The following is a 24373-nucleotide window of genomic DNA, read 5'->3' as shown; positions in this document are numbered from 1 at the left end:
TGGGGGTAGCGGCCACGCGGGGCGAGGTTGCACCGGCCTCGGACGCCGCAGCGGCCCCAGTTTCGGGTGCCGAGGCAGTGAGCGACGTTGGTTCCGTGCCGGTTTCGGTCGCGTCGGCGGGCTCGTTCGTGGTCATGCGGTCCTCAACTCTCTATTTCGGAACGTCGAGCGTGATTCGGGCGGTGCCGTCTTCCGGGAAGGTCGCCGACAGCAGGTCGATGATCGAACCCGCGTCCACCCGAACGGGTTTCAGCACACTGGTGGACGGCTTCAACGCGGTGGCGATGTGCGCGAGATCGGGCCCGAGCACCGCGAGGTACTGGTCGATCTTCTGCACCAGCGGTCCGAGCGGCTCGTCCCAGATGTGCTCGCCCGCATAGGAATAACCCTGGAAGCCCATGATCAGGTGCACCACCTCGGGCAGCACCGAGGTGAAATCGCCGGCCCAGCCGCCGATCACCGGCCCGTACCCGTCGAAGTTCTCGGCGAGGTCCTGCCCGTTCACATACAGCCGGGTGATCTCGTCGCGCTTGTCGTGCAGCATCTGCGCCGTCATGGTCAGCGCCCGGGTCAGGTTGGCGATCTCCCTCTCCCGACCGGCGTACCCCTGGGACAGGATGGTCGCGAGCTGTTCGATCTTCGCCGGATCGATCTGCGCGTTCAGCACGTCCAGCTTGGCCAGCGCCTCGCTGACCGTCGTCGCGATGCGCACCTGATGCGCGGGGATCACGCTGCCGTCGCCGAGATACGGGCCGGCCAGGCCGGTCGGGCGGAAGTCCATGAACTGCTCGCCCGCTGCGGACAGGTTGCTGACGTGCACCTCGCTGCCGATCGGCACCCGGTACTTCGCGTCCAGCTCGATCCGCACCGCGAGCCCGGTGCCGGTGGCGGTGATCGCGCGCACCTTCCCGATCCGCATGCCGCGCAGGTCGACCTGGGAGGTCTGCATCAGCCCGCCGGACGTATCCATCAGCACCGTCACGGTATTCGTCGTGCGCCGCGGATCGATGTCGAGCACGCCGACGGCCATGTACGCGGCGCAGACCACGGTCATGACGAGCAGCAGGGCCAGCGAGACCGGACCGGAGAGCTTCATCGGACCATTCCAATCGAGCGCAGCACCTGGATCATCTGGTCCGAGCGGGCCGACGCGTCGGCGGCGACCGCGTCCGCGCTGACCCGCTGCACCCGAATGTTCGGCGGCGCACTGAAGAACGGGATCAGCTTGTCGCGCAACAACTTGTTCATCGCGTCGACGTTCATCGGCACCGTGGTGTCGGCGCTCGCGATGGTGAGCGCCGCGGGCGCGAGGATGCTGATCACGTCGTGCAGATCGCCGCGGAGCGGCAGCGCGAGATCGCCTACGTACCTGGCCAATTCGCCGCCGTCGATGATCAGCTGGACCAGCCCGAACAGCACGTCGGACAGGCCGGCGGCCCGGCTCGGCCCGAGGGTGAGCGTGCGATCGACGTTGTCCTTGTTTGCCTCGAGGGTGGTCGTCACGCTGGCCGCGGCGGCCAGGATCCGATCGATCTCCGCGCCGTGCGTGGCCAGGTCGTGCAGCGCGTTCTTGCCGCCGGCCAGGATGCGCGACAGGTCCGCCGGATCGGTCGGGAACGAGGCGTTGACGCTCGAGACCAGCTCCTGCATTTCCCCGAAACGCCCGCCGGTGACGATGTTCGACAGCGCCCGCAGGATGTCTTCCACATTCGCGGCGGGCACCGTGCGCGAGCGCGGGATGACGTCGCCGTTCACCAGGAACGGCGGGCCGGCGTTCGGCGGCGCCTGCAACGCGATGTGGATGTCCCCGAGGACGGTGCTCTGCCGCAGTTCCGCGGTGGCCGACTTCGGCAGTTGCACATCGGATTTCAGGTCGACGGTGGCGACGGCGGTATCGCCGATCAGCTCGATCCGGTCGAGCATGCCGACCTCGACGCCCTCGGAGATCACCTTTGCCCGGTCCGGCAGGTTCAGCACCGAACCGAATTCGATCCGGATCGAGAAGGTGTCCCCGGCCAGATACGTTCCGGGGATCGGCACGTCGGTCGCGCGCAGCCCACACCCGGTCAACAGCAGCAGCACCGCGCCGAGCGCGGGTATCAGTCGCTTCACGGCGCCCCCAACGATCCGAGGATCACCCGCACCAGACCCGGCTGACTGCCGTCCGCCGATTCATAGTGCGGCGGAAGGTAATTCACCCGCACCGCGCCCGTCGCCGGGTCGAACACCTGGGTCAGCCGATCCGCCAGCGGCGGCAACTGCACCAGCAGGTCGACGATGCTGCCCGCCAGCACCGCGTACCGGTGCACCTCCGGCACGATCCGGTCCAGGAACTCGTAGGACTGCTGGTCGTACTTGCCGACATTGCGCGCGATCACCGGCAGGAATTGCAGCGCGAGATCGACCGCCCTGGACAGTTCCGCGGAGAAGCCGTCGACCAGTTGGACGCCGTTCTTCAGATTGTCCAGCAGCGCCTGCATATCCGGCCAGTTGGTGATGAACATGGTGGTGAGCTGATCGAGGTTGTCGACGAGCCTGCGGATCACCACATCCCGGTCCGCTGGATCGCCGACGACCTGAGACAGGCGTTGCAGCAAGGCGTTCCACTGCGGCCCGGTGCCGTCCAGGGATCGGACCGCGCCGGTGATCGTCTGGTCGAGCAGGGTGTCCGAGGGCGCACCCGGCGTCGGCGACTGCTGCCCGCCGAGCAGGTCGCCGGAGAGCTTGCCGAGCGCATCGAGGGCCTCGCTGATACCGACCGGCGTCTTGGTCCGCTCCAGCGGAATGCAGTGCGCGGTATCGAATTTCGGTCCACCGGTGTAGGTCTTGGTCAGCTCGACGTGCCGGTCGGTGACGATCGAGCTCGACATGGTCACCGCTTTGATGTCGGCGGGCAGGTCGCGCCCGCCGTCGATCGTCATCGTCACCTTCATCCGGTCGCCGAGTGCCTCGATGCCGGAGACGGTGCCGATCTCCACGCCGAGCATGGTGACCGTGTTGCCCTCGTAAAGCCCGACGGTGTCGGTGAATTCGGCGCACATGGTCTGCTTCGCCGGCTGCACCCGGTCCATCCAGGTCGCGCCGCTCACCCCGACCACCACCGCGACTGTGACGACTACGGCGGCGATGACCAAACCCGTTCTGCCCCATATCCGCATCAGCACGTCCTCCCCTCGTACGGAATGCACAGCGCCGGACCACGAATCACGCTGGCGGACTGGTCGATCGTCACCCCGTCCGCGCCGAGCATGGCCGAGATCTTCCCGATGAAGTCCTTGATCCCCGCGATCACCGAGTCGAGCCGGCCGGGATCCTGCACGAGTTTGTTGAACAGCGCCTCGAACTCGGCGACGGACGGCTCGATCGAATCGCCGTAGGCCAGCACCGGCCGATGCAGCACCGCGAAGAACCGCTTCAACAGCTCGAAGACCTGGACGACCTCGCCCTTGCGCTGCCCGAGCACCACCGCGACGACGCCGAGCTCCCGCACGAAGTCGGCGAGCACCGCCCGATCGGTGGCGATCGCGCCGATGTATTCGTCGGACACCCGCACCGCCGAGTCCAGCTGCTTCGACCGGTCGGCCAGCACGCCGGTCAGGTCGTTGAAGTTGCCGATGATCGAGCGCACCGCGTCCGGCTGACCGGCCAGCGCGGCGTTCACCTCGGCGATGGTGCTGCGCAAGGTGGTGCCGTCGACCTGGTTCAGCACCGGGGTGGCGACGTCGATGATGTCGGTCAGCTCGAACGGCGTGGCGGTCCGTTCCGGCGGAATGTGCTTGCCGCCCAGCGCTGACTCCCCCTGCGGAGCCAGCGACAGGTAGTGCCCGCCGATCGGGGTCAGCATCTTCACCGCCACCGCCGAGGCGTCGCCGACGTGCACCTCGCGGTCCACGCCGAAGCGCACCTCGACGTGGTCGCCCACCAGCTCCACCGAACGGACCTGTCCCACTTTGATTCCCGCGATCCGCACCTCGTCGCCGGTGCGGGCGCCGCCGGAACTGCGGAAGTCCGCCGTGTAGGACTGCTCGCCGAACGGCACCACATAGAGCACCGCGGCGGCCAGCAGAGCGAGCACGCTCACCAGCACTCCGGCGATGCCCCAGCGCAATTGGGACCAGGATTCCGACTTCTCGCTGCGTAGCTGTTTCAGCTCGCCGAACAGCCGGAACGGGAGCCCGGCCAGTTGCCTTGCCGCACCGGTCATCTGCATACCACCAGCTTCTGATTGCCCAGCACGACGGTGCCGATGCCGGGTAGCCCGAGTTCGCCACCCGCGCAGGAATATGTCTTCGCCTCGCCGCTCGCCGGGATGTTCTGATTGAGCCCGGTGAGCACTGACGGCACCAGCGAGAGGATTTCGACCAGCTGATCGGTCTGCGGCAACAGCCTGCGCAGCAAACCGTCCAGCGGCAGGTAGCTCTGGTCGTAGGCCCCTTGTAGTTCCTCGAGCAGCGGGATGAGCGGCACCAGCGTGCGGTTGGCCTGTTCGATGGCGGTGATGATCGTCGCGGTCCGGCTGCCGAACGCGCTCAGCACGCCGTTCAGCTGTTTGACCAGATCGCCGACCGCCGCAGACTTTCCGCTGATCGAGCGGGAGATCTCCCCCAGGTTGTGGATCAGCAGCACGACCACCGCCTCGCTGCTCTTGGCGTGCTTGGTGAGCTGATCCAAGTCGGCGAGCGCGGGCCCGATGCCGCTGCCGTCGCCCTGCAACACCCGCAGGATATTGGTGCCGAACTGGTTGAGCTGCGCGGTGTCCAAGGTCTCGAACAGCGGCTTGAAACCGTTGAACAGCTTGGACACATCGAAGCTCGGGATGGTGCGCTCCACCGGAATGGTGGCGCCGGCGCCGAGCCGCACCCCGCCGGTCTTCGGGGTCATCAGCTCGATGTAGCGCTGGCCGATCAGATCCTGGTATCGCACAGCGGCTTCGGTGTTGTCGAACACCGGACGCTGCCGGTCCACGGTGAACCGCACCCGGGCGCGAGCGCCGTCCAACGCGACCTCGTCGACCTTCCCGACCGCAACGCCGGACATCCGCACCACATCCCCGGCGTAGAGCCCCGAAATATCGGTGAAGACAGCGTCATAGGAGACCTTATCCTCCGGCACCGGGGTATTCAGCGCGGCCACAATGAAGGCCGAGCACACCGCGACGATCGCGACGAAGATGCCGAGCTTGACGGCCGCGCCGGTCACACTGTTCATCGCGGCACCCCGATGATCGAATCCGCCAGATAGGGCATGTTTTTCACGATCACCTCGAGCTGGAGCTGCACCCGGCCGTCCACCACCGGAAAGGCGCTGTCGATCCGGGCGAGCAAGGCGGGCAGCCGGTTGTACGCGGGCGCGACGGTGCCGATGGACGCGCTGATCGGCACCACCAGATCCAGGACGCCGCCGAGGATCGCGGCGAGATCGGGGTTGTCCCGGCGCAAGAGATCGGTGACCGGCAGCAGCAGCGCGGTATCCAAGGTGGACAGTGAATGCTTTGTCCGCTCCCGGTTCTCGGCCGAACCGAAGTACTCGCTGTTGTCGAGCACGCCGAGGATCACGTCGACCACCGGCGGTGTCGTCTGCGCGACGCCTGTGCTGACGTCGGCGCCGATATCCAGGTAATGCGCCAGCGGCGCACGCTGATTCATGGCGAGCACCCTGGCGGTGGCGAAGAACGACTGCACCGCGGGACCGAGCGAGGCGGTGTTGTCCAGCAGCAGATCGAACAGCGCCCGCACGGTGTCGGAATCGAGCACCTGGGTCAGCCGCGCTGCCCGGCGGAACACACTGGACACGGTCGCGTTGCTCGCGTTGGCGCCGATGAACAGCGTGGTGTTCTCCGGCAGCCGCCCGCCGTGGCCGGTGTTCACCAATTCGATTGCGCTGGAACCGAAGATGTTCGAAGAGGTGAACCGCGCCGACACGTCGTCGGTCAGCGCGGCGGCCTGGCCGCGATCCAGCGCCAGCTCGATGCGCTGATGCCCGTAGTCGACGGTCTGGACCTTGCGCACGGTGCCGATGCCGAAGCCGCGGAACTTCACCTCCGCGCCCGGCGCCAGCCCCTCGCCGAGGGTGGCCGCATCGATGGTCAGGGTGAACTTGTCGGCGAACTTCCCCTGCGCGTACTGCGTGGTGAACACGGCCACCACCAGGATGACGGCCGCGACGACCAGCCCGCGCAGCCGCAGCATCCACCGCCCGGCGGTGCGTCCTGAATGATCAACGAATATCGGCACGCGTCACCCCGAAATCTTGATTCCGACATCGAGACCCCAGAAGACGATCGTCATGATCATGTCCGCGATCACCACGAGCACCAGGCTGGCGCGGATGGCCCGCCCCGATGCGCGGCCGACCCCCTCGGGCCCGCCGGTCGCGTAAAACCCTTGGTAGCCATGGATCAGGATGATCATCACCACGAAGACGGTCGCCTTGATCAGCGACGCGATCACGTCGCCGGGTTGCAGGAAGGCGTCGAAATAGTGGTAGTAGGTGCCCGAGGACTGGCCGTGCAGCACGTTGACCACCACCGCGCAGGACAGGTAGCTGAGGATCAACGTCAGCAGATAGAGCGGGACGATGGTGATCATGCCGGCGATCACCCTGGTGGTCACCACGAACGGAACCGGCCGGATGCCAATGGCTTCCAGCGCGTCGATCTCCTCGGAGATGCGCATCGCGCCGATCTCCGCGGTCATCCGGCAGCCCGCCTGCGCCGCGAAACCGATCGCGGCGACCATCGGCGCCATCTCCCTGGTGTTCGCGTAGGCGGAGACGAATCCGGTCAGCGGACCCATGCCGACCATGTTCAGCGCGGTGAAGCCCTCCACGCCGATCGAGCCGCCGACCGCGACGCCGAGGAACACGAGCACCGCCACCGTGCCGCCGCCGACGATGATATTGCCGCTGCCCCAGGTGATGTCGGTGAGGATCAGCATGGTCTGGCGCCGGTAGGCGCGCAGCGTGTGCGGCACCGCAGCGAGCACCTGGATCACGAAAGTCAGTTGATGGCCCAGCGATTCGAACAGGGTCAGCGGTCCGCGGGCGCCGCGCTCGACGAGGCGGCCGGCCCGGCCGAACGGCCGATACTGGGCGGGAATCTCCGTCATCAGCCCACCTTCTGCGGCAGGAACATCGAAACCAGCTGGGTGATCACGAGATTCACGCCGAACGCGGCGATCACCCCGATCACCACGGCCGCGTTCACCGCGTTCGCGACGCCCTTCGGCCCGTGCGTCGCCTCCAGCCCGCGCTGGCAGGCGACGATCAGCACGATCACCCCGAACACGACCGACTTGGCGATCGCCACCGCGAGGTCGGCCATGGTCGCGAAGGCCGCGAACGAGGACAGGTAGCTGCCCGGCGTCACCCCCTGGAAGCCCACCGCCACCACGTAACCGGTGAACACGCCCATGAAGATGACCAGCAGGCACAGCAGCGGCGTCAACACGATCATCGCCGCCAGCCGCGGCGCGACCAGACGCCGCACCGGGTCGATTCCCATGGTGCGCAACGCATCTACTTCCTCGCGGATCGTGCGCGCGCCGAGATCCGAGGCGATCGCCGAGCCGGCCGCGCCGCCGAGCAGCAGCGCGGTCACCATCGGCGCGCCCTGCCGGATGACGCCGAGCCCGCCCGCCGCGCCGGCCACCGAGGTGGCGCCGACCTGCTGGGTCAGGCTGCCGACCTGGACCGAGACGATCACGCCGAACGGAATCGCCACCAGCACAGCGGGAATCGCGGTGACGCTGACGATGAACCAGCCCTGCTGGAGGGTGTCGCGCCACGGATGCCGCAGTTTGATGACGTCGCCGACCAGAAAGCTGAACGCGGCGGCCGCGAGCTGTAACGTCCGGCCGAAGGTCCGCAGACTCTTCAACACCAGATCGAATCCCCACCGCACCAGCGGCTCGGACACCCGAGCGACCCTGTCTACGACCACTGCGACCTCGATTCCACCGGCTCCCCCCGGCGAGGCACAATTTAACCGACTGATATGTCACTCTGCGGTCGTTTCGGCGCAATCCGCTCACCGACTGAGACAGTTGCGGACAAATGCGTTCCCACGGCCCGAGCGGCCGGAAAATGTCCGGACGGAAGGCTGCGCGGCCGGTGCCGCGGCCGCTAACCTGGCGGGCATGGCGGTCATTGTTCTGGTGCCGGACGACTACGGCATGACGGCGCTGTCCGGAATCGACGGCGTCCAGCTATTGCGCTACCACGCAGGCGAAGCGCTGCCGGACGGCGCGGAGCACGCGGAGGTGCTGGTACCGAAGTTTCTGTCCAGGGCCGACACGGTCGACCTGTCCCGGCTGACCAAGCTGCGACTGGTGCAGACGATGACCGCGGGCGCCGAGGGCTGGATCAGTCAGTTGCCCGACGGCGTGCGGCTTTCCACCGGACGCGGTGCGCACGGCGGCAGTTCGGCCGAGTGGGTGATGGCCGCGTTGCTGCACATTTACCGCGACCTCGGCCCCTTCACCGACGCCAAACGCGCACAGCACTGGGACTTCCATCAGACCGAGACGCTGGTCGGCAAGCGGATCCTGATCGTCGGGGCGGGCGATCTGACCGCCGAACTGGTGCGCAGGCTGAGCGGCTTCGACACCGCGGTGACCCTGGTCGGCGGCCGGGCCCGCGACGGGGTGCACGGCGTCGACGAACTTCCCGGTCTTATCCCCGGGCACGACGTCGTCGTGCTGACTGTCCCGGTCACCTCGCGCACCGTCGGCATGGTCGACGCCGCGTTCCTCGCCGCGATGGACGACCACGCCATTCTGGTCAATATCGCGCGCGGTCCGATCGTCGACACCGACGCCTTGGTGGCCGAACTATTGTCCGGTCGCCTGCGGGCCGCGCTGGACGTCACCGACCCCGAACCGCTCCCGCCGGGTCATCCGCTGTGGACCGCCCCGAACCTGGTACTCACCCCGCATGTCGGCGGCAACAGCACCGGCAGTTTCGAACGCGGTTATGCCGTTGTCCGCGCGGAGATCATCCGCTTCCTGTCTGGGGAGGAGCCGAAAAACCTGGTGCGCGGCGAATATTGAGCGCCGCACACCAGGCTTCGGGCAATACTATGCGGCGCGATGGCGCTGATTCACTTCGACAGCTCCGCGCCGGCGTGGCCGTTCTCCGCCGGCTTGACGCCGGAAGTCATTGCCGGGAGCAATGATTCGCGCGCCATCGAGGTGAGCGCGCCCGCCTGCTGAATGATCTCGGCCAGCGCCGAGGTCACCCCTTGGGCGCCGTTGAGCACGGTGAACTTGTCGATGTGTTCGAACGGCGCCGCGGCCGCGGCGACGATCTGCGGCAGCTTCTCGGCGATCTGCTGGGCGATCACCGCCTCCTGGTTCTGACTCATCGCCTCGGACCGCAACTGGATGCCGGCCGCCTCCGCTTCCATGTGCGCACGGACCGCGTCGGCTTCGGCCAAGCCGCGGGCCTTGATCGCGTCCGCCTCCGCCTGACCGGCCAGCCGGGTCGCGTCCGCCTGCGCCGCCGCGCGCAGCTTGATCGATTCCGCCTCGGCCAGCGCCTGCATCTTCGTCTGTGCCGCAGCGGCTTCCGCGCGCAACCGGGTCTCCTGGGCGTCGGCCTCGGCCTGACTGATCCGAGCGTCGCGGCTGGCGGTCGCGAGGGTGGTCTGCCGGTAGGCCTCCGCGTCCGCGGGCTTGCGCACGTCCACCTGCAACTGCTGTTCCATCTGCTGCGCCTCGAGCTGGGAGACCTTCGTCGCCACCTCGACCACCGCCTGCCGCGCGGTGGCCTCGGCGAGCGGACCCTGTTGTGCGGCTTCCTGACTGGCGCTGTCGATCTCGGCCTGATACTCCGCCTTCTTGATCTGGGTGTCGCGCATGGCGAGCGCGATCTGCCGCTGCGCCGCCTGCTCCTGCTCGATCGCCTCCCGGTCGGCATTGGCCCGCGCGATCCGCGCCTGCTGCTCGACCGCCGCCTGATGCGGAATGGCAAGGTTGGCAATGTAATTCGAACCGCTGGCGATCGACTGGATCTGGAAACTGTCGATCACCAGGCCGAAGGATTCCATCTCCTGCGAGCAGCGATCACGCACCTGCTCGGAGAACTTGTCCTGATCGCTGATCATGTCCTCGACGGTCATCGAACCCGCGATCGCCCGCAGGTGTCCGACAAACACGTTCTGCACCTTGGTTTCCAGCTCCTCGGCGGGCCGATCCAGAAAGCGGCGGGCGGCATTGGCGATGGAGCGGTAGTCGTCGCCGATCTTGTAGACCACCACGCCGCCCAATTGCAGGTTGATCTTCTGCTGGCTCACGCACGGCACCAGGATCTGACTCTCGTGCGCCTCCAGCGAGATGAAGCGCACCTTGGTCAGGCCGGGCATGACGAAGCAGCCGCGTCCGGTGACGATCCGGAAGCCCATGCTCTCGCCGACCCCCGATGGACCCTCCCCGGCTCGGAATCCCGAAATAATCAGTGCCTCATCGGGTTCCGCGACGCGCCAGGACAGGCGGAACAGCACAGCCAACAGGATGAGAACGACGACGATCCCGATGACGACCAAGAGTTGGACGTCCATGATGCACCTTCATTTCAAGGGAGTGACTTCGACCGTGCGACCACCCAGGCTCCCGATCACGAGGACCTGGGTGTGCTTCGGAATGGTTGTCTCCCCGTCGGCCGCGCGCGCCAGGAATCGTTCGGTCCCCGCCCGCACCTCGATCACCACCTCGCCGAGATGGTCCGGTCGAATCGCCGCGGTTACGCGCGCGACCTTACCGATCACGTCCGTCGCCACCGACACCTCCGACCCCTACGGTTCAACCCTTAACGGTGACTCCGCCGAATCCCCTGTCGCAAGCATCTTTACAAAAACCATACGGGCAGCGGACCCCTCAGCCGGCCGGGACGGTCGGGTTCGGCCCGATCCACTGGTCGAACAGGCGGTCCACGCCGCCGGTGGCGAGTTGTGTTGCCAGCCAGGCGTTCAGCGCGGTGGACAGGACCGGATCGTCCTTGCGAATCAGCAGCACCTTGCCGAACGAGTCGAACGGCTTGTCCGGGTGCAGGACCTGGAGTCCGGGGTGCCGGCGGACGCGGTAGCGGCCCTCGACGCCGTCGGTGACGAAGACGTCGGCGCGGCCCTGTTCGACCTCGTCGAAGATGGTGAGATTCTCCGGCCAGAGGGTGAGCTGGGCGTCCGGGAAGTTCTTGCGGGCGAACTCCTCGTTGGTGCCACCGCGATTCGCGATCACCCGCACCTCGGGACGGTTGATCTGCTCGATCGTCGAGAAGTCGGTGTCGTTGCCGCGCCGGGTGATCGGCGTCTTGCCGTCGGTGCCGTAAGTGATCGAGAAGTCGGCGAAGGCGCGGCGGGCGGGCGAATCGGAGATGCCGCCGACGGCGATATCGCAGTGCTGCTCAGCGAAATCCGTCTTCAGGGTGGCCCAGGTGACCGGCACGAATTCGACCGGGCGCCGCAGCACGTCGGCGAATCCGCGGGCCAGATCGATGTCCACGCCCCGGTATCCGCCCGCGGCGACCGAATACGGCGGATAGTCCCCCGGCGTGCACACGCGCAGGGCATTCGGCTCGGCGCCGGCCGGAATCGCCGGTGCGACAAGGACTGTCCCGGCCAGCAGCAGCGCGCCGAGCAGTCGCGTTCCGCGCATCGCTCAGCTCTCGTTGCGCGCCTTGGGGAACCGCTTCTGGTGGGCTACCCAGCCGGCCATCTTGGCCCAGTGCGACTTGCGCGGGGTGACGATCGAGGTGAGCTCGCGGTCCCACTCGTCGGCCTCGGTCAGGCCGTCGACGGTGGCGACGAGTTCCTTCGCGGTCGCCAGGTCGGCGACGACGCGGTCGCCGAGGATGCCGTCGGCGCCGACCAGCGTCACCCGGACCCCGGCCCGGCCGACCGGCTGCAACACGGCGGTGGCCGAACCGTCGTGATCGGCGACGAATCCCTTGACGGACTCCACGAGGGCGCCCGACAACTTCACTGGCGCCGTGGCGGCATGAGCACTCATGGAGGGAAGTTTACCGACCAGTAGGAAACCGTCCAGCACCTGTCGGTGTAGAACAGATCTCATGCGTGCGATCCAGGTGTCCGAACACGGTGGTCCCGAAGTGCTGAAGTACGTCGAGGTGCCCGATCCGCAGATCGGCCCGGACCAGCTGCTGGTCGACGTGCAGGCGATCGGCATCAACTACATCGACACCTACATCCGGACCGGGCGTTATCCGCAGGCGGTGCCGTACATCCCCGGCTCCGAGGCGAGCGGGGTGGTCGCCGAGATCGGCGCGAACGTCACCGAATTCGCCGTCGGCGACCGGGTCGCGTGGGCCGCGGGGCCGGGCAGTTACGCCGAGCGGGTCGCGGTGAACGCGACCGTCGCGATCAAGGTGCACGACGACGTCGAGCCCGCGGTCGCCGCGTCCGCGCTGCTGCAGGGCATGACCGCGCACTATCTGATCGAGTCGATCTACACCCCGCAGCCCGGCGAGTCCGTCCTGGTGCACGCGGGTGCGGGCGGCGTCGGCCTGATCCTCACCCAGCTCGCTGCGACGCGCGGTGCGCGTGTGATCACCACGGTGTCCTCGGACGCGAAGGAAAAACTGTCCCGCGAGGCAGGCGCCGCCGAGGTGCTGCGCTACGACGACGACCTCGCCGACCAGGTACGCGCACTCACCGACGGGGTCGGGGTCGCCGCGGTCTACGACGGAGTCGGCGCGGCCACCTTCGAGGCCAGCCTGGCATCGCTGCGCGTGCGCGGCATGCTCGCGCTCTTCGGCGCGGCCAGCGGCCCGGTCCCCCCGTTCGATCTGCAACGTCTCAACGGCGCGGGCTCGCTGTTCGTCACCCGCCCCAGCCTCGCCTTCTACACCCGCGACCGGGACGAATTGGTCTGGCGCGCAACCGATATCTTCAACGCCATCGCGGACGGCACGCTACGAATCCTGGTCGGCGCAACCTACCCGCTCGCCGAAGCCGAACAGGCCCACCGCGACCTCGAAGCACGCAAAACCACCGGCTCGATCGTCCTGATCCCCTGACTTGACCTAGGAGCGTGTTCTCGACGCGTGCTGCAACCCGCGTCGCGAACACTCAGGCGGTTCAGCCGACGCCGCACGCCTTCTGACTTCCCGCACCACAACTCGCCGCACTGACACGCGTGCGGATGTCAAAAGGCGTGCGGCGATACCGGAGCGCCCCGCCGCGGCGCTAGTAGTCGAGGCCGGTCAGTCCGCGGTAGATGAAGCGGGTCAAGGCTTCTACCGCTTGCTTGTCGGTTAGTTCGACGGTGCCCTCTTCGACCGCCTGGACCATGCTGGTGGTGAGCAGGAACATCATCGCCAGGCTCGCATCAGGAGTGGTCGGCAACGCGAGCCCACGTGGACCGAACTGATCCAGATGATCGGCGATATCCCGCCGCTGCTGGATCGCGAACTGTCCTGCCTGCCTGGCGAATTCATCGTTGACCAGCGCCGCCTGCTGGATCGAGCGGAACACCGCCCAGTGCTGGCGCGCCGCGATCCAGTAACCCTCGACGTGGAAGCGGATCGCCGCTGGATCGGTGAAGTCCGGATTGTGGTCCGGTCCCTCCGCGGTCACGTCGCCCGCCGCCGCGACGTCGTTCAGCAGCGCCTGGAGTAGTTCTTCCTTGCCGGCGAAATGGTTGTAGAACGACCCGGCCGCGCGATTGGCCGCGGTCGTGATGTCGACGATCTTGGTGTTCAGGTAGCCACGTTCCGCGAACAGCCTTAGGGCCGCCGCCTTCAGCGCGAGCTCGGTCTCGGCCGACTTCTCCTTGCGACTCATCGACACCTGCACCCACCTCCTTGACAGGGAACGTACCAACTCCAATACTGAATCAGAATTCATTGAATGACAGTTCATCTAGGAGAAATCATGCGGAACCAGGTACTCGTCGCCGGCGCCGGCCCCACCGGACTCACCCTCGCCCTCGATCTGGCCCGCCGGAACGTCCCGGTACGCGTCATCGATCAGGCCACCGAGTTCTTCGCGGGCTCGCGCGGCGACGGCATCCAGCCGCGCACCCTGGAGGTGTTCGACGACCTCGGCGTGCTGGACGCGGTGCTGGCCGCGGGCATTCCGACGCCGATCATGCGGGCCTACCTCGGCGGCGAGTTCGTCGGCGAGCGCCGGATGTGGGAGCCGATCGCGCCGACGCCCGCGCTCCCCTACCCCAATCCGTGGCTGCTCGGGCAGTCCGGCACCGAGGCGATCCTGCGCGAGCGGCTCGCGGAATTCGGTGTGCGGGTCGAACTCGGCACCGCATTGGCCGGCTTCGAGCAGGACGCGACCGGCGTCACCGCGACACTGACCCGCGACGGGACCGCGGAGACCGTCCGGGTCGACTATCTGGTCGGCGCGGACGGCGGGCGCAGCACCGTGCGCAAACAGCTCGGCATCGCGTTCGAGGGCACCACCGACGAATCGCTGCGCATGCTGCTCGGCGATGTCCGGGCCGACGTGCTCGATCACGAGTTCGGCTACTGGTTCGCCGGGGCCGATCGGCCGATGGAGGGAATCGCCTTGTCCCCCTTGCCCGGTGGGCGGCAGTTCCAGTTCGCCGCCCCGCTGACCGGCGACGCCGAGCCGACCCTCGACGTCTTGCAGGAGTACGCCGACCGCTATTGCGGCCGCACCGATCTCACGCTGACCGAGCTGACCTGGGTCACCGTCTGGCGGCCGAATGTCCGGCTGGCCGAACGCTTCCGCGACGGGCGCGTCTTCCTGGCCGGCGACGCCGCCCACGTGCATCCGCCGACCGGCGGGCAGGGCATGAACACCGGCATCCAGGACGCCTACAACCTCGGCTGGAAGCTGGCCGCCGCGCTGGACGGCGACGAATCACTGTTGGACAGCTACGAATCCGAGCGCAGGACCGTCGCCGCCCGCGTGCTCGGCGTCAGCTCCGCGTTGCTCGACAAACTGGTCGACGGCGACGAGGACGCGATGGAACGCGGCCCGGAAACCCAGCAACTCGACATCAGCTACCGAGACCCGGCCGACCGTGGCGAGCTCGTCGCCGGTGATCGCGCTCCCGACGCCCCACTGAAAGACATGGCGGGCAACCCGATTCGCTTGTTCGACCTGTTCCGCGGTCCGCATGCGACGGTGCTGTGCTTCGGCGAGACCGCCGAACTTCCGATCGAACCGGGCGTGCAGGTTTACACAGTAGTCCGCCTCGGCGCAGCGGCATCCGAGCGGCACGTCATCGACATCGAAGGCCACGCGTTCGCCGCCTATGCCGCCCGCCCCGGTACCCGCATCCGGATCCGTCCCGACGGCTACGTCGCCCACCGCGCCTGAACTCCGCCTGCCGCGCACGCCTCGACCTGCGCGCCGATCGGATCCCGCGCCAACCTCTGCCGGCCGCGCACGGTTCATCCAGCCGCGCGCGAATTCGCTGACAAATTCCTGCGCACGAAGCGAATCGATGCGCGCGATCCGAATCTGTGCGCTTAGAACCAGGTGCCGATGGTGTCCCAGCCGAGCACGGAATCGACTGCGAGGCCGCAGAACACCACGGCGAGATAGTTGTTCGACTGCAGGAACAACCGCAGGGGCTTCACCGACTCGCCACGCCGCACGCCGGAGTACAGCTGGTGTGCCATGAGCAGGAACCACGCTCCGGCCACCAGCGCCACGGCCGCGTACACGACACCGGTCGCCGGGACCAGGGCGAGCGTGGTGAGCACGGTGAGCCAGGTGTAGATGACGATCTGCTTGGTTACCACCTGCTCGGTCGCCACCACCGGCAGCATCGGCACGCCGGCCGCGCGGTAGTCCTCCTTGTAGCGCATGGCCAGCGCCCAGGTGTGCGGCGGCGTCCAGAAGAAGATGACGCCGAACAGCGCGATGGCCGGCCAGCCGATGCCGCCGGTCGCCGCGGACCAGCCGACCAGCGCGGGCATGCAGCCCGCCGCGCCGCCCCACACCACGTTCTGCGAGGTGCGGCGCTTGAGGCCGAGGGTGTAGACGAAGACGTAGAACAGGATCGTCGCGACCACGAGCACGCCGCTGAGCAGGTTCGCCTGCCACCACAGCCAGGCGAACGAGGCCAGGCCGAGCAGCACGCCGAACACGAAGGCGTGCGAGGTCGGCACCGCCTCCCTGGCCAGCGGGCGCTTCGCGGTCCGCTTCATCACCTTGTCGATGTCGGCGTCGGCGACGCAGTTCAGGGTGTTCGCGCTGGCCGCGCCCATCCAGCCGCCGAACAGCGTGACCAGGATGAGGCGGATGTCGATGTGCCCGCGGTCGGCGAGCAGCATCGTCGGAATCGTCGCCACCAGCAGCAACTCGATCACCCGCGGCTTGGTGAGCGCGATATACGCGAGCACCCGCCGGGTCAGTCGAGACGGCAGGCCCGGACCCGCGAACCGGTCGGCCAGCGCCGTCGGAGCGGAGCCGTGCGCGTCATTGCCACCCGGCTGTTGCCCAATCCGCACTGTTTCTCCTCGCACGCTGTGCATCGCATCCGGCATGGACCAAGCAGCGCGCTCGGTCCCGCCGACTTGGATGCGCGAGAGCTGGACCTTCGCCCGCCTCGGCGCCCCTTCAGCCGTGCGGCGCGGCTACTACTACAGAGGATGGTAGACCCCCGCCGACCCTGCTCCGCGCATAGCCCCACGCAACAACATCCGAAATGTGGTCCAGCACACGGGGCAACGGACCTCGTTCTCGTGCGACCTCCAGGCCCGCGAACGGACCGCGTCCGCGTGGCCGACAGACGCAGCCAATAAACACAGGGTTCCCCTCGTGCCCGTGAGCGGGCACATCTAGGGTGGTTGGGTACACACCGGCTTGCACGCGCCGCTGCCGTGCGTTCATCGCCGCCAGTAATGCCGCCGTCGACGAAACCAATGTCAGGAGAACCTCGGTCGTGTCAGTCACAGACGACATCCGCGCCCTCACTCAGCCGAATCACCCGGACGACTGGACGGATCTGGACACCAAGGCCGTCGACACGATCCGAGTGCTCGCCGCGGACGCGGTACAGAACGCCGGAAACGGGCACCCGGGCACCGCGATGAGCCTGGCGCCGCTGGCGTACTCGCTCTACCAGCGCACCATGCGGATCGACCCGAGCGATCCGAGCTGGGTCGGCCGGGACCGCTTCGTGCTGTCCTGCGGTCACTCCAGCATCACCCAGTACATCCAGCTGTACCTGGCCGGTTTCGGCCTGGAGCTGGAGGACCTGAAGAACCTGCGCAAGTGGGGCTCGCTCACCCCGGGCCACCCCGAGTTCCGCCACACCGACGGCGTCGAGATCACCACCGGCCCGCTGGGTCAGGGTCTGGCCTCCGCGGTCGGCATGGCGATGGCGTCGCGCCGCGAGCGCGGCCTGTTCGATCCGCACGCCGCGCCGGGCGCCAGCCCGTTCGATCACTTCATCTACGTGATCGCCTCCGACGGTGACATGGAGGAGGGCGTCACCTCCGAGGCCTCCTCGCTCGCCGGCACCCAGCAGCTGGGCAACCTCGTGCTGATCTACGACGACAACAAGATCTCCATCGAGGACGACACCACCATCGCGTTCGACGAGGACGTGGCCAAGCGCTACGAGGCCTACGGCTGGCACGTCCAGATCGTCGAGGGCGGCGAGGACGTCGTCGCCATCGAGTCGGCGCTGGCCGCGGCCAAGGCGGAGACCGGCAAGCCGTCGATCATCGTGCTGCGCACCATCATCGGCTACCCGGCGCCCACCAAGATGAACACCGGCGCCGCGCACGGCGCCGCCCTGGGCGCGGACGAGGTGGCCGCCACCAAGAAGATCCTCGGCTTCGATCCGGAGCAGAACTTCGAGGTCGACGCCGCGGTGATCGAGCACACCCGCAAGGCGGTCGAGCGCGGCAAGCAGGCGCACGCCGCCTGGCAGGAGCAGTTCGATGCGTGGGCGCAGGCCAACCCGGACAACAAGACCCTCTTCGACCGGCTGGCCAAGCGCGACCTGCCCAAGGGCTGGGCCGACAGCCTGCCGACCTACGACCCGGACCCGAAGGGCGTCGCCACCCGCAAGGCCTCCGGCAAGGTGCTCGCCGCGCTCGCGCCGGTGCTGCCGGAACTGTGGGGCGGCTCGGCCGACCTCGCCGAGTCCAACAACACCACCATGTCCGGCGAGGGCAGCTTCGGCCCCGAGTCCATCTCCACCGGCATGTGGAAGGCCAACCCGTACGGCCGCACCCTGCACTTCGGTGTGCGCGAGCACGCGATGGGCGCGATCCTCAACGGCATCGCCCTGCACGGCCCGACCCGCCCGTACGGCGGCACCTTCCTGGTGTTCAGCGATTACATGCGCCCCGCGGTGCGCCTGGCCGCGCTGATGCGCGTGCCCGCCATCTACGTGTGGACGCACGACTCCATCGGCCTCGGCGAGGACGGCCCGACGCATCAGCCGATCGAGCACCTGGCCGCGCTGCGCGCCATCCCCGGCCTCAATGTGGTGCGCCCCGGCGACGCCAACGAGACCACCTACGCGTGGCGGACCATCCTCGAACGCGACAGCAGCGAGCACTCCTCGCACTTCTCGGTCTCCGAGCTGCCGCACCAGGACGGCCCGTCGGCGCTCGCGCTGACCCGCCAGGATCTGCCGATCCAGGAGGGCACCAGCTACGAGGGCGTCGCCAAGGGCGGCTACATCCTGGCCGAATCCTCCACCGGCACTGCGCAGGTGATCCTCATCGCTACCGGTTCGGAGCTTCAGCTCGCGGTCGAGGCCAGGACTACGCTGGAGGCGCAGGGCATCGGCACCCGGGTGGTTTCGATGCCGTGTGTGGAGTGGTTCGACGCGCAGGACCAGGCGTACCGGGACGAGGTGCTCCCGCCCGCGATCCGCGCCCGGGTCAGCGTCGAGGCCGGCATCGCGATGCCGTGGCACCGGTTCGTCGGTGACGCGGGTGAGACCGTCTCGATCGAGCACTTCGGTGCCTCGGCCGACTACAAGACTCTGTTCCGCGAGTTCGGCTTCACTCCGGACAACGTCGTTGCCGCCGCGCAGCGCGCACTCGAGAACGTGAAGGGATAAGCGCTCATGGCACAGAACGCGAATACCGCCGCCCTGTCCGCGGCCGGTGTGTCCGTATGGCTCGACGACCTGTCCAGGGACCGGATCCAGTCCGGCAACCTGGCCGAGCTGATCGAGACCCGCAGCGTCGTCGGGGTCACCACCAACCCGACGATCTTCCAGGGTGCGCTCAGTAAGGGCCACGCCTACGACGGACAGCTCAAAGAGCTTGCCGCCCAGGGCGCGGACGCCGACGCCGCGATCCGCATCATCACCACCGACGACGTGCGCTCGGCCTGTGATGTCTTCGCCGACGTCTTCGAGGCGTCCAACGGGGTCGACGGCCGCGTCTCCATCGAGGTCGACCCGCGCTTCGCCTTCGACGCGGACAAGACCCTCGCGCAGGCGATCGACCTGTGGAAGACGGTCGACCGGCCGAATCTGTTCATCAAGATCCCGGCCACCGAGGCGGGCCTGCCCGCGATCACCAAGACGATCGCCGAGGGTATCAGCGTGAACGTGACGCTGATCTTCTCGGTCAAGCGCTACCGCGCGGTGATGGGCGCCTACCTCGACGGCCTGCGCGGCGCCAAGACCGCGGGCCACGACCTGGGCAAGATCCATTCCGTCGCTTCGTTCTTCGTGTCCCGGGTGGACACCGAGATCGACAAGCGGCTCGAGGCGATCGGCACCGACGAGGCGCTCGCGCTGCGCGGGCAGGCCGGAATCGCCAACGCGCGCTTGGCCTATGCCGAATACCAGGACGTGTTCGACGGCGGCGCGCACACCTCCACCTACAACCACCTCGGTGCCGCGGGCGCGAATCGTCAACGGCCGCTGTGGGCTTCGACCGGCGTGAAGAACCCCGAGTACTCCGACGTCATGTACGTCACCGAGCTGGTGGGTGCGAACACGGTGAACACGCTGCCGGAGAAGACCCTGGAGGCGGTCGCCGATCACGCCGAGATCCGCGGTGACACGCTCAGCGGCACCGCGGCGGCGTCGCAGGAGGTCTTCGACAAGCTCTCCGCCGTCGGCATCGACCTGGACGACGTGTTCCAGGTGCTCGAGACCGAAGGCGTGGACAAGTTCGAGAAGTCCTGGGCGGAGCTGCTCGAGGCGACCACCGAAGAGCTGTCCGCGGCCGGGAACAACTGACAACGATGGCCGGCCCCAAGAACCCGACCTGGCAGAACCCGCTGCGTGACGAGCGGGACAAGCGGGTGCCGCGCATCGCGGGCCCGTGCAGCATGGTGATCTTCGGTGTCACCGGTGACCTGTCCCGGAAGAAACTGATGCCGGCCATCTACGACCTCGCGAACCGGGGGCTGCTGCCCCCGGGTTTCGCGCTGGTCGGCTTCGCCCGGCGCGACTACGCCGACGAAGACTTCGCCAAAGTCGTGCTCGACTCGGTGAAGACGCACGCCCGCACGCCCTTCCGCCAAGAGGTCTGGGACCACCTGGCCGAGGGAATCCGGTTCGTGCAGGGCAGTTTCGACGACGACAAGGCCTTCGCCACCCTCGCCGACACCCTGGCGAAGCTGGACAAGGAGCGCGGCACCGGCGGCAATCACGCCTTCTACCTGTCGATTCCGCCGAACATGTTCCCGGTGGTGCTCAACCAGCTCTCCGAACACGGGCTGGCGCAGCCGAGCAGCACCGACGCCGCCGGGCGCAAGCCGTGGCGGCGAGTGGTGATCGAGAAGCCGTTCGGGCACGATCTGGAGAGCGCGCAGGAGCTCAACGCGCTGGTCAACGGGGTGTTCCCGGAGGAGACCGTCTTCCGGATCGACCACTACCTCGGCAAAGAGACGGTGCAGAACATCCTGGCGCTGCGCTTCGCCAACCAGCTCTACGACCCGATCTGGAACGCCAACTACGTCGACCACGTGCAGATCACCATGGCCGAGGACATCGGATTGGGCGGGCGCGCAGGCTATTACGACGGCATCGGCGCCGCCCGCGACGTGATCCAGAACCACCTGTTGCAGCTGCTCGCGCTCACCGCGATGGAGGAGCCGATCAGCTTCCAGCCCAAGCAGTTGCAGGCGGAGAAGATCAAGGTGCTCTCGGCGACGAAACTCGTTGAGCCGCTTGATGAGACGACCGCGCGCGGGCAGTACGCGGAGGGCTGGCAGGGCGGCGAGCACGTGGTCGGCCTGCTCGACGAGGAGGGTTTCGACCCCGAGTCGCGCACCGAGACCTACGCCGCGATCACGCTGGAGGTCGACACCCGTCGCTGGGCCGGCGTGCCGTTCTACCTGCGCACCGGAAAACGGCTGGGGCGCAGGGTGACCGAGATCGCGGTGATGTTCAAGCGCGCGCCGCACCTGCCGTTCGACCAGACCATGACCGAGGATCTCGGGCAGAACGCGCTGGTCATCCGGGTGCAGCCGGACGAGGGCATCACCACCCGGTTCGGGTCGAAGGTGCCGGGGTCGAGCATGGAAGTGCGCGACGTCAACATGGATTTCAGCTACGGCGAGGCGTTCACCGAGTCCTCCCCCGAGGCCTACGAGCGCCTGATCCTCGATGTGCTACTCGGGGTGCCGTCGCTGTTCCCGGTGAACGCGGAGGTCGAATTGTCTTGGGGCATCCTGGATCCGGTGCTCGAGCACTGGGCAACCGAAGGTAAACCCGAACCGTACGAGGCGGGCACCTGGGGTCCGGCCTCGGCCGACGAGATGCTCGCCCGCACCGGGCGCGAATGGCGGCGGCCGTGATCATCGACATCCCGAACACCACCACCGGCGAGGTCACCAAGCGCATCGTGCAGCTGCGCGAGAGCAACGGCGTGATCACCATGATGCGGGTGCTCACCCTGGTCGTGTGCACGCTGGACAGCTCCGAGGCCGAAGACGCGATCGATGCCGCCAACGATGCCAGTCGCGAACACCCTTGCCGGGTGGTCGTTTTGGCGCGCGGAGACCGCGAGGCCGAAACCCGGCTGGACGCGCAGATCCGGGTCGGCGGTGACGCAGGCGCGGCCGAGGTGATCGTGCTGCGGCTGCAAGGCGAGCTGATCAATCACGAGAGCAGCGTCGTCATCCCGTTCCTGCTGCCGGACACCCCCGTGGTGGCCTGGTGGCCGCGCGGCGCCCCGGAGTTCCCGTCCAAGGATTCGGTGGGGCGCTTGGCGACTCGGCGCATCACCGACGCCACCTTCGCCGCCGACCCGCAGGCCGCGATCAAGAAGCGGCTCGAGTCCTACGCCGCCGGCGACACCGATCTGGCCTGGAGCCGGATCACCTACTGGCGGGCGCTGCTGGCCGCCGCGCTGGACGAACCGCCCTTCGAGCCGGTCGAATCGGTGCTGGTCTCCGGGCTGCGCGACGAACCGGCGCTGGACACCCTGGCCGGTTGGCTCGCCATCCGGCTCGACTGCCCGGTGATCCGCCGTTCCGGCGCGCTGCGGGTGGAGATCCACCGCCCGTCCGTGTCGGTCACCATCGAACGACCGCAGACCGGGCGCACCGCCACCCTGACCCGCACCGGTGACCCCGATCAGCGAATCGCGTTGGCCCGCCGGGAAACTCGCGACTGCCTCGCCGAGGAACTGCGCCGACTCGACGCCGACGAGATCTACGCCGAGGCCCTCGCCGGAATCGAGAAGGTGACCTATGAGTGAGTCCGCTGAAGATACCGTCGAAGTCCACATCGATACCGAATCCCTGATCGCCGCTGCGGCCACCCGCTTCGTCGACGTCGTGGTCGCCGCCCAAGCCGAGCGCGGCACCGCGTCGGTCGTCCTGACCGGCGGCGGCACCGGCATCGGCCTGCTCGAACTGGTTCGCAAATCCCCCGGCGACATCGACTGGTCCAACGTCGACTTCTTCTGGGGCGACGAACGTTTCGTTCCCGCAGCCGACCCCGAACGCAACGACCTGCAGGCCCGCGAGGCGCTGCTCGACCACGTCCCCGTGGACCCGGCCCGCGTCCATCCGGTCGCGGCCTCCGACGGCGAATACCCCGACCCCATCGAGGCCGCCGCCGAATACTCCACCGCCGTGCACGCCTACCTCGCCGAGCACGGCTCCTTCGACCTCCACCTCCTCGGCATGGGCGGCGAAGGACACATCAACTCCCTGTTCCCCGACACCGACGCCGTCCGCGAAACCCACGACCTCGTCGTAGCCGTAACCAACTCCCCCAAACCACCCCCGGTCCGGGTAACCCTCACCCTCCCCGCCATCCACCGCACCCGCCACGTAGTCCTGGTAGTAGGCGGCGCAGCCAAAGCCGACGCAGTAGCCGCCGCCATCTCCGGCGCCGACCCAGTAGACATCCCCTCCGCCGGCGCAGTAGGCCTCGAATCCACCACCTGGCTCCTAGACCAAGACGCAGCCTCAGCCCTCCAACTCCCGGACTGAGCGTCATCAGCCAACCGGGACATGGCGAAGCCAAACGCCGAGAAGGCCCTCAACCACGTCCCGCTCGCCTCATCACAACGCGCCGAGCGGGACAAGGTTGAGGCGAAAGTCGAGTGAGGGCTCCGTCATGTCCCGCTCGGGGTGCTGACCTAGAGGTTAAGTGCGCTGAACGGGACATGACGGGCGGGGGGTCGACTGGTCGCTGATCTAAGAGCCGTCGATATGTTGGGGGTGGCCGGCCGAGATCCGGCCGACGACGTGCACGCCAATGGTTCCGTTCCGCCCGTCGCTCCGGGTCGCTGCTCGCCCACCGGACCATGGTCGAGACAAATGCCGAGTACACGCTCCGCCGTGTCCCGTTCGAACCACCACTATGCGCCGAGCGGGACATGGTTGAGGCAAATGTTGAGTGAGGGCTCCGTCGTGCCCGCTCGGGACCGCCGACCTAGGGTTACGTGCGTCGAACGGGACATGGCGGGGGTTGCCTCGAATTCGACTGGTAGCCAAGCCAAGTGCCGTGGCCGCATTAGGGATACGCGACCGGGCCATGACCAACGAGGCGCACGCCAGTGGTCTCGCCCGTCGCTCCAGGCCACTATTCGGTCAACGGGACCTGACCGAGCCAAATGTCGAGCAAGTGCTCCACCATGCCCCGGTCCGGGTGTCACTGCTCGCAAAACGGGACAGGGTTGAGCCAAACGCCGAGTAGTCGCTCTGCCTAGTCCCACTCGACGCACCACCGCACGCCCAACGGGACACAGCTGAGCCAAACGTCGACTATGCACTCTGCCTAGTCCCGCTCAGCGCACCCCCGCGCGCCGTGCGGGACATGGCCGTAGCGAATGCCGAGTGGGCACTCCGCCATGTCCCGGTCCGGGCGCCATCGCGCATCGAACGGGACACGGCTGAGCCAAACGCCGACTATGCACTCTGCCTAGTCCCGCTCAGCGCACCGCCGCTCGCCCAGCGGGACATAGATGGGGCAAAGGTCGAGTG

The 24373-nt window shown here is 67.7% G+C and carries 22 protein-coding genes; 8 read left to right on the top strand and 14 right to left on the bottom strand.

Annotation, left to right across the window (positions count from 1 at the left end; translation table 11 throughout):
• Positions 1-151: 151 nt before the first annotated feature.
• From F3087_RS24525 to F3087_RS24490, 8 genes are read right to left on the bottom strand one after another with little or no spacing between them, the layout of a single operon-like run.
• Complete coding sequence (locus tag F3087_RS24525) at positions 152-1096, bottom strand: MlaD family protein (protein ID WP_150404389.1); 945 nt, start codon at positions 1094-1096, stop codon at positions 152-154.
• Positions 1093-2112 (bottom strand): MlaD family protein, encoded by a 1020-nt coding sequence (locus F3087_RS24520; protein WP_150404388.1) that lies wholly within the window; start codon positions 2110-2112, stop codon positions 1093-1095. The genes F3087_RS24525 and F3087_RS24520 overlap by 4 nt, the downstream gene beginning before the upstream one ends.
• Positions 2109-3158, bottom strand: coding sequence for an MCE family protein (locus tag F3087_RS24515; protein WP_150404387.1), 1050 nt, complete (start codon positions 3156-3158; stop codon positions 2109-2111). Before F3087_RS24515 ends, F3087_RS24520 begins: the two co-directional genes overlap by 4 nt.
• Positions 3158-4210, bottom strand: coding sequence for an MlaD family protein (locus tag F3087_RS24510; protein WP_223885309.1), 1053 nt, complete (start codon positions 4208-4210; stop codon positions 3158-3160). Before F3087_RS24510 ends, F3087_RS24515 begins: the two co-directional genes overlap by 1 nt.
• Positions 4201-5208 carry an MlaD family protein gene (locus F3087_RS24505; protein WP_150404386.1) on the bottom strand — a complete coding sequence of 336 codons (1008 nt, stop codon included), beginning with the start codon at positions 5206-5208 and terminating at the stop codon, positions 4201-4203. Before F3087_RS24505 ends, F3087_RS24510 begins: the two co-directional genes overlap by 10 nt.
• Entirely contained in the window at positions 5205-6233 is a 1029-nt protein-coding gene (locus F3087_RS24500; RefSeq protein ID WP_150404385.1) for an MlaD family protein, read from the bottom strand. Before F3087_RS24500 ends, F3087_RS24505 begins: the two co-directional genes overlap by 4 nt.
• Positions 6234-6236: 3 nt before the next feature.
• Complete coding sequence (locus F3087_RS24495; protein WP_150404384.1) at positions 6237-7106, bottom strand: MlaE family ABC transporter permease; 870 nt, start codon at positions 7104-7106, stop codon at positions 6237-6239.
• Positions 7106-7939: an MlaE family ABC transporter permease gene (locus F3087_RS24490; protein ID WP_150404383.1), complete on the bottom strand. Its 834-nt coding sequence runs from the start codon at positions 7937-7939 to the stop codon at positions 7106-7108. Before F3087_RS24490 ends, F3087_RS24495 begins: the two co-directional genes overlap by 1 nt.
• 196 nt (positions 7940-8135) lie before the next feature.
• Here F3087_RS24490 and F3087_RS24485 point away from each other — a divergent pair, with 196 nt between their 5' ends.
• Positions 8136-9047, top strand: coding sequence for a 2-hydroxyacid dehydrogenase (locus tag F3087_RS24485; protein ID WP_191094125.1), 912 nt, complete (start codon positions 8136-8138; stop codon positions 9045-9047).
• 50 nt (positions 9048-9097) lie between these two features.
• Here F3087_RS24485 and F3087_RS24480 read toward each other — a convergent pair whose 3' ends face one another.
• The 4 genes from F3087_RS24480 to F3087_RS24465 all read right to left on the bottom strand — a co-directional run bounded on the left by F3087_RS24480 (position 9098) and on the right by F3087_RS24465 (position 12002).
• A complete protein-coding gene (locus F3087_RS24480) occupies positions 9098-10555 on the bottom strand; it encodes a flotillin family protein (RefSeq protein WP_150404382.1) in 1458 nt (485 codons plus the stop codon).
• A 9-nt stretch (positions 10556-10564) separates the two neighbouring features.
• Positions 10565-10774: a hypothetical protein gene (locus F3087_RS24475; RefSeq protein WP_223885307.1), complete on the bottom strand. Its 210-nt coding sequence runs from the start codon at positions 10772-10774 to the stop codon at positions 10565-10567.
• 97 nt (positions 10775-10871) lie between these two features.
• On the bottom strand, positions 10872-11648 hold the full coding sequence (locus F3087_RS24470) for a transporter substrate-binding domain-containing protein (protein ID WP_150404381.1): 777 nt from the start codon (positions 11646-11648) through the stop codon (positions 10872-10874).
• Between the two features lie 3 nt (positions 11649-11651).
• Positions 11652-12002 carry a hypothetical protein gene (locus F3087_RS24465; protein ID WP_150404380.1) on the bottom strand — a complete coding sequence of 117 codons (351 nt, stop codon included), beginning with the start codon at positions 12000-12002 and terminating at the stop codon, positions 11652-11654.
• Positions 12003-12063: 61 nt separating this feature from the next.
• Here F3087_RS24465 and F3087_RS24460 point away from each other — a divergent pair, with 61 nt between their 5' ends.
• On the top strand, positions 12064-13029 hold the full coding sequence (locus tag F3087_RS24460) for a quinone oxidoreductase family protein (RefSeq protein WP_150404379.1): 966 nt from the start codon (positions 12064-12066) through the stop codon (positions 13027-13029).
• Between the two features lie 169 nt (positions 13030-13198).
• Here F3087_RS24460 and F3087_RS24455 read toward each other — a convergent pair whose 3' ends face one another.
• The gene (locus tag F3087_RS24455) at positions 13199-13795 is read right to left on the bottom strand and encodes a TetR/AcrR family transcriptional regulator (RefSeq protein WP_150404825.1); all 597 of its coding nucleotides are present in this window, start codon (positions 13793-13795) and stop codon (positions 13199-13201) included.
• A 90-nt stretch (positions 13796-13885) separates the two neighbouring features.
• Between F3087_RS24455 and F3087_RS24450 the strand changes: the two genes are divergently transcribed.
• The gene (locus F3087_RS24450; RefSeq protein WP_150404378.1) at positions 13886-15313 is read left to right on the top strand and encodes an FAD-dependent monooxygenase; all 1428 of its coding nucleotides are present in this window, start codon (positions 13886-13888) and stop codon (positions 15311-15313) included.
• A gap of 152 nt (positions 15314-15465) precedes the next feature.
• On the opposite strand, the gene F3087_RS24445 is transcribed toward F3087_RS24450, so the two are convergent.
• On the bottom strand, positions 15466-16452 hold the full coding sequence (locus F3087_RS24445; RefSeq protein WP_191094124.1) for a heme o synthase: 987 nt from the start codon (positions 16450-16452) through the stop codon (positions 15466-15468).
• Positions 16453-16886: 434 nt separating this feature from the next.
• On the opposite strand from F3087_RS24445, the gene tkt reads away from it, so the two are divergent.
• From tkt to pgl, 5 genes are read left to right on the top strand one after another with little or no spacing between them, the layout of a single operon-like run.
• Positions 16887-19028 (top strand): transketolase, encoded by a 2142-nt coding sequence (gene tkt, locus F3087_RS24440; protein ID WP_150404377.1) that lies wholly within the window; start codon positions 16887-16889, stop codon positions 19026-19028.
• A gap of 6 nt (positions 19029-19034) precedes the next feature.
• Entirely contained in the window at positions 19035-20165 is a 1131-nt protein-coding gene (tal, locus tag F3087_RS24435; protein ID WP_150404376.1) for a transaldolase, read from the top strand.
• A 5-nt stretch (positions 20166-20170) separates the two neighbouring features.
• On the top strand, positions 20171-21730 hold the full coding sequence (zwf, locus tag F3087_RS24430; RefSeq protein WP_150404375.1) for a glucose-6-phosphate dehydrogenase: 1560 nt from the start codon (positions 20171-20173) through the stop codon (positions 21728-21730).
• Positions 21727-22635 carry a glucose-6-phosphate dehydrogenase assembly protein OpcA gene (gene opcA, locus F3087_RS24425; RefSeq protein ID WP_191094123.1) on the top strand — a complete coding sequence of 303 codons (909 nt, stop codon included), beginning with the start codon at positions 21727-21729 and terminating at the stop codon, positions 22633-22635. The genes zwf and opcA overlap by 4 nt, the downstream gene beginning before the upstream one ends.
• Positions 22628-23377 carry a 6-phosphogluconolactonase gene (gene pgl, locus F3087_RS24420; protein WP_150404373.1) on the top strand — a complete coding sequence of 250 codons (750 nt, stop codon included), beginning with the start codon at positions 22628-22630 and terminating at the stop codon, positions 23375-23377. Before opcA ends, pgl begins: the two co-directional genes overlap by 8 nt.
• The last annotated feature ends 996 nt before the right edge of the window (positions 23378-24373 follow it).

Source organism: Nocardia colli (assembly GCF_008704205.1).
In the GTDB taxonomy this organism is placed as follows: Bacteria; Actinomycetota; Actinomycetes; order Mycobacteriales; family Mycobacteriaceae; genus Nocardia; species Nocardia colli.
Note: the sequence above shows the minus strand (reverse complement) of the source record. Positions and strands in the feature narration are given on the sequence as shown.

Coding starts and splice junctions, on each gene's coding strand:
- F3087_RS24480 (WP_150404382.1), bottom strand. CDS start 10,555: ATGGACGTCCAACTCTTGGTCGTCATCGGGATCGTCGTCGTTCTCATC.
- F3087_RS24450 (WP_150404378.1), top strand. CDS start 13,886: ATGCGGAACCAGGTACTCGTCGCCGGCGCCGGCCCCACCGGACTCACC.
- F3087_RS24460 (WP_150404379.1), top strand. CDS start 12,064: ATGCGTGCGATCCAGGTGTCCGAACACGGTGGTCCCGAAGTGCTGAAG.
- F3087_RS24525 (WP_150404389.1), bottom strand. CDS start 1,096: ATGAAGCTCTCCGGTCCGGTCTCGCTGGCCCTGCTGCTCGTCATGACC.
- F3087_RS24465 (WP_150404380.1), bottom strand. CDS start 12,002: ATGAGTGCTCATGCCGCCACGGCGCCAGTGAAGTTGTCGGGCGCCCTC.
- F3087_RS24515 (WP_150404387.1), bottom strand. CDS start 3,158: ATGCGGATATGGGGCAGAACGGGTTTGGTCATCGCCGCCGTAGTCGTC.
- tal (WP_150404376.1), top strand. CDS start 19,035: ATGGCACAGAACGCGAATACCGCCGCCCTGTCCGCGGCCGGTGTGTCC.
- F3087_RS24510 (WP_223885309.1), bottom strand. CDS start 4,210: ATGCAGATGACCGGTGCGGCAAGGCAACTGGCCGGGCTCCCGTTCCGG.
- F3087_RS24495 (WP_150404384.1), bottom strand. CDS start 7,106: ATGACGGAGATTCCCGCCCAGTATCGGCCGTTCGGCCGGGCCGGCCGC.
- F3087_RS24470 (WP_150404381.1), bottom strand. CDS start 11,648: ATGCGCGGAACGCGACTGCTCGGCGCGCTGCTGCTGGCCGGGACAGTC.
- F3087_RS24455 (WP_150404825.1), bottom strand. CDS start 13,795: ATGAGTCGCAAGGAGAAGTCGGCCGAGACCGAGCTCGCGCTGAAGGCG.
- F3087_RS24485 (WP_191094125.1), top strand. CDS start 8,136: ATGGCGGTCATTGTTCTGGTGCCGGACGACTACGGCATGACGGCGCTG.
- zwf (WP_150404375.1), top strand. CDS start 20,171: ATGGCCGGCCCCAAGAACCCGACCTGGCAGAACCCGCTGCGTGACGAG.
- F3087_RS24505 (WP_150404386.1), bottom strand. CDS start 5,208: ATGAACAGTGTGACCGGCGCGGCCGTCAAGCTCGGCATCTTCGTCGCG.
- pgl (WP_150404373.1), top strand. CDS start 22,628: ATGAGTGAGTCCGCTGAAGATACCGTCGAAGTCCACATCGATACCGAA.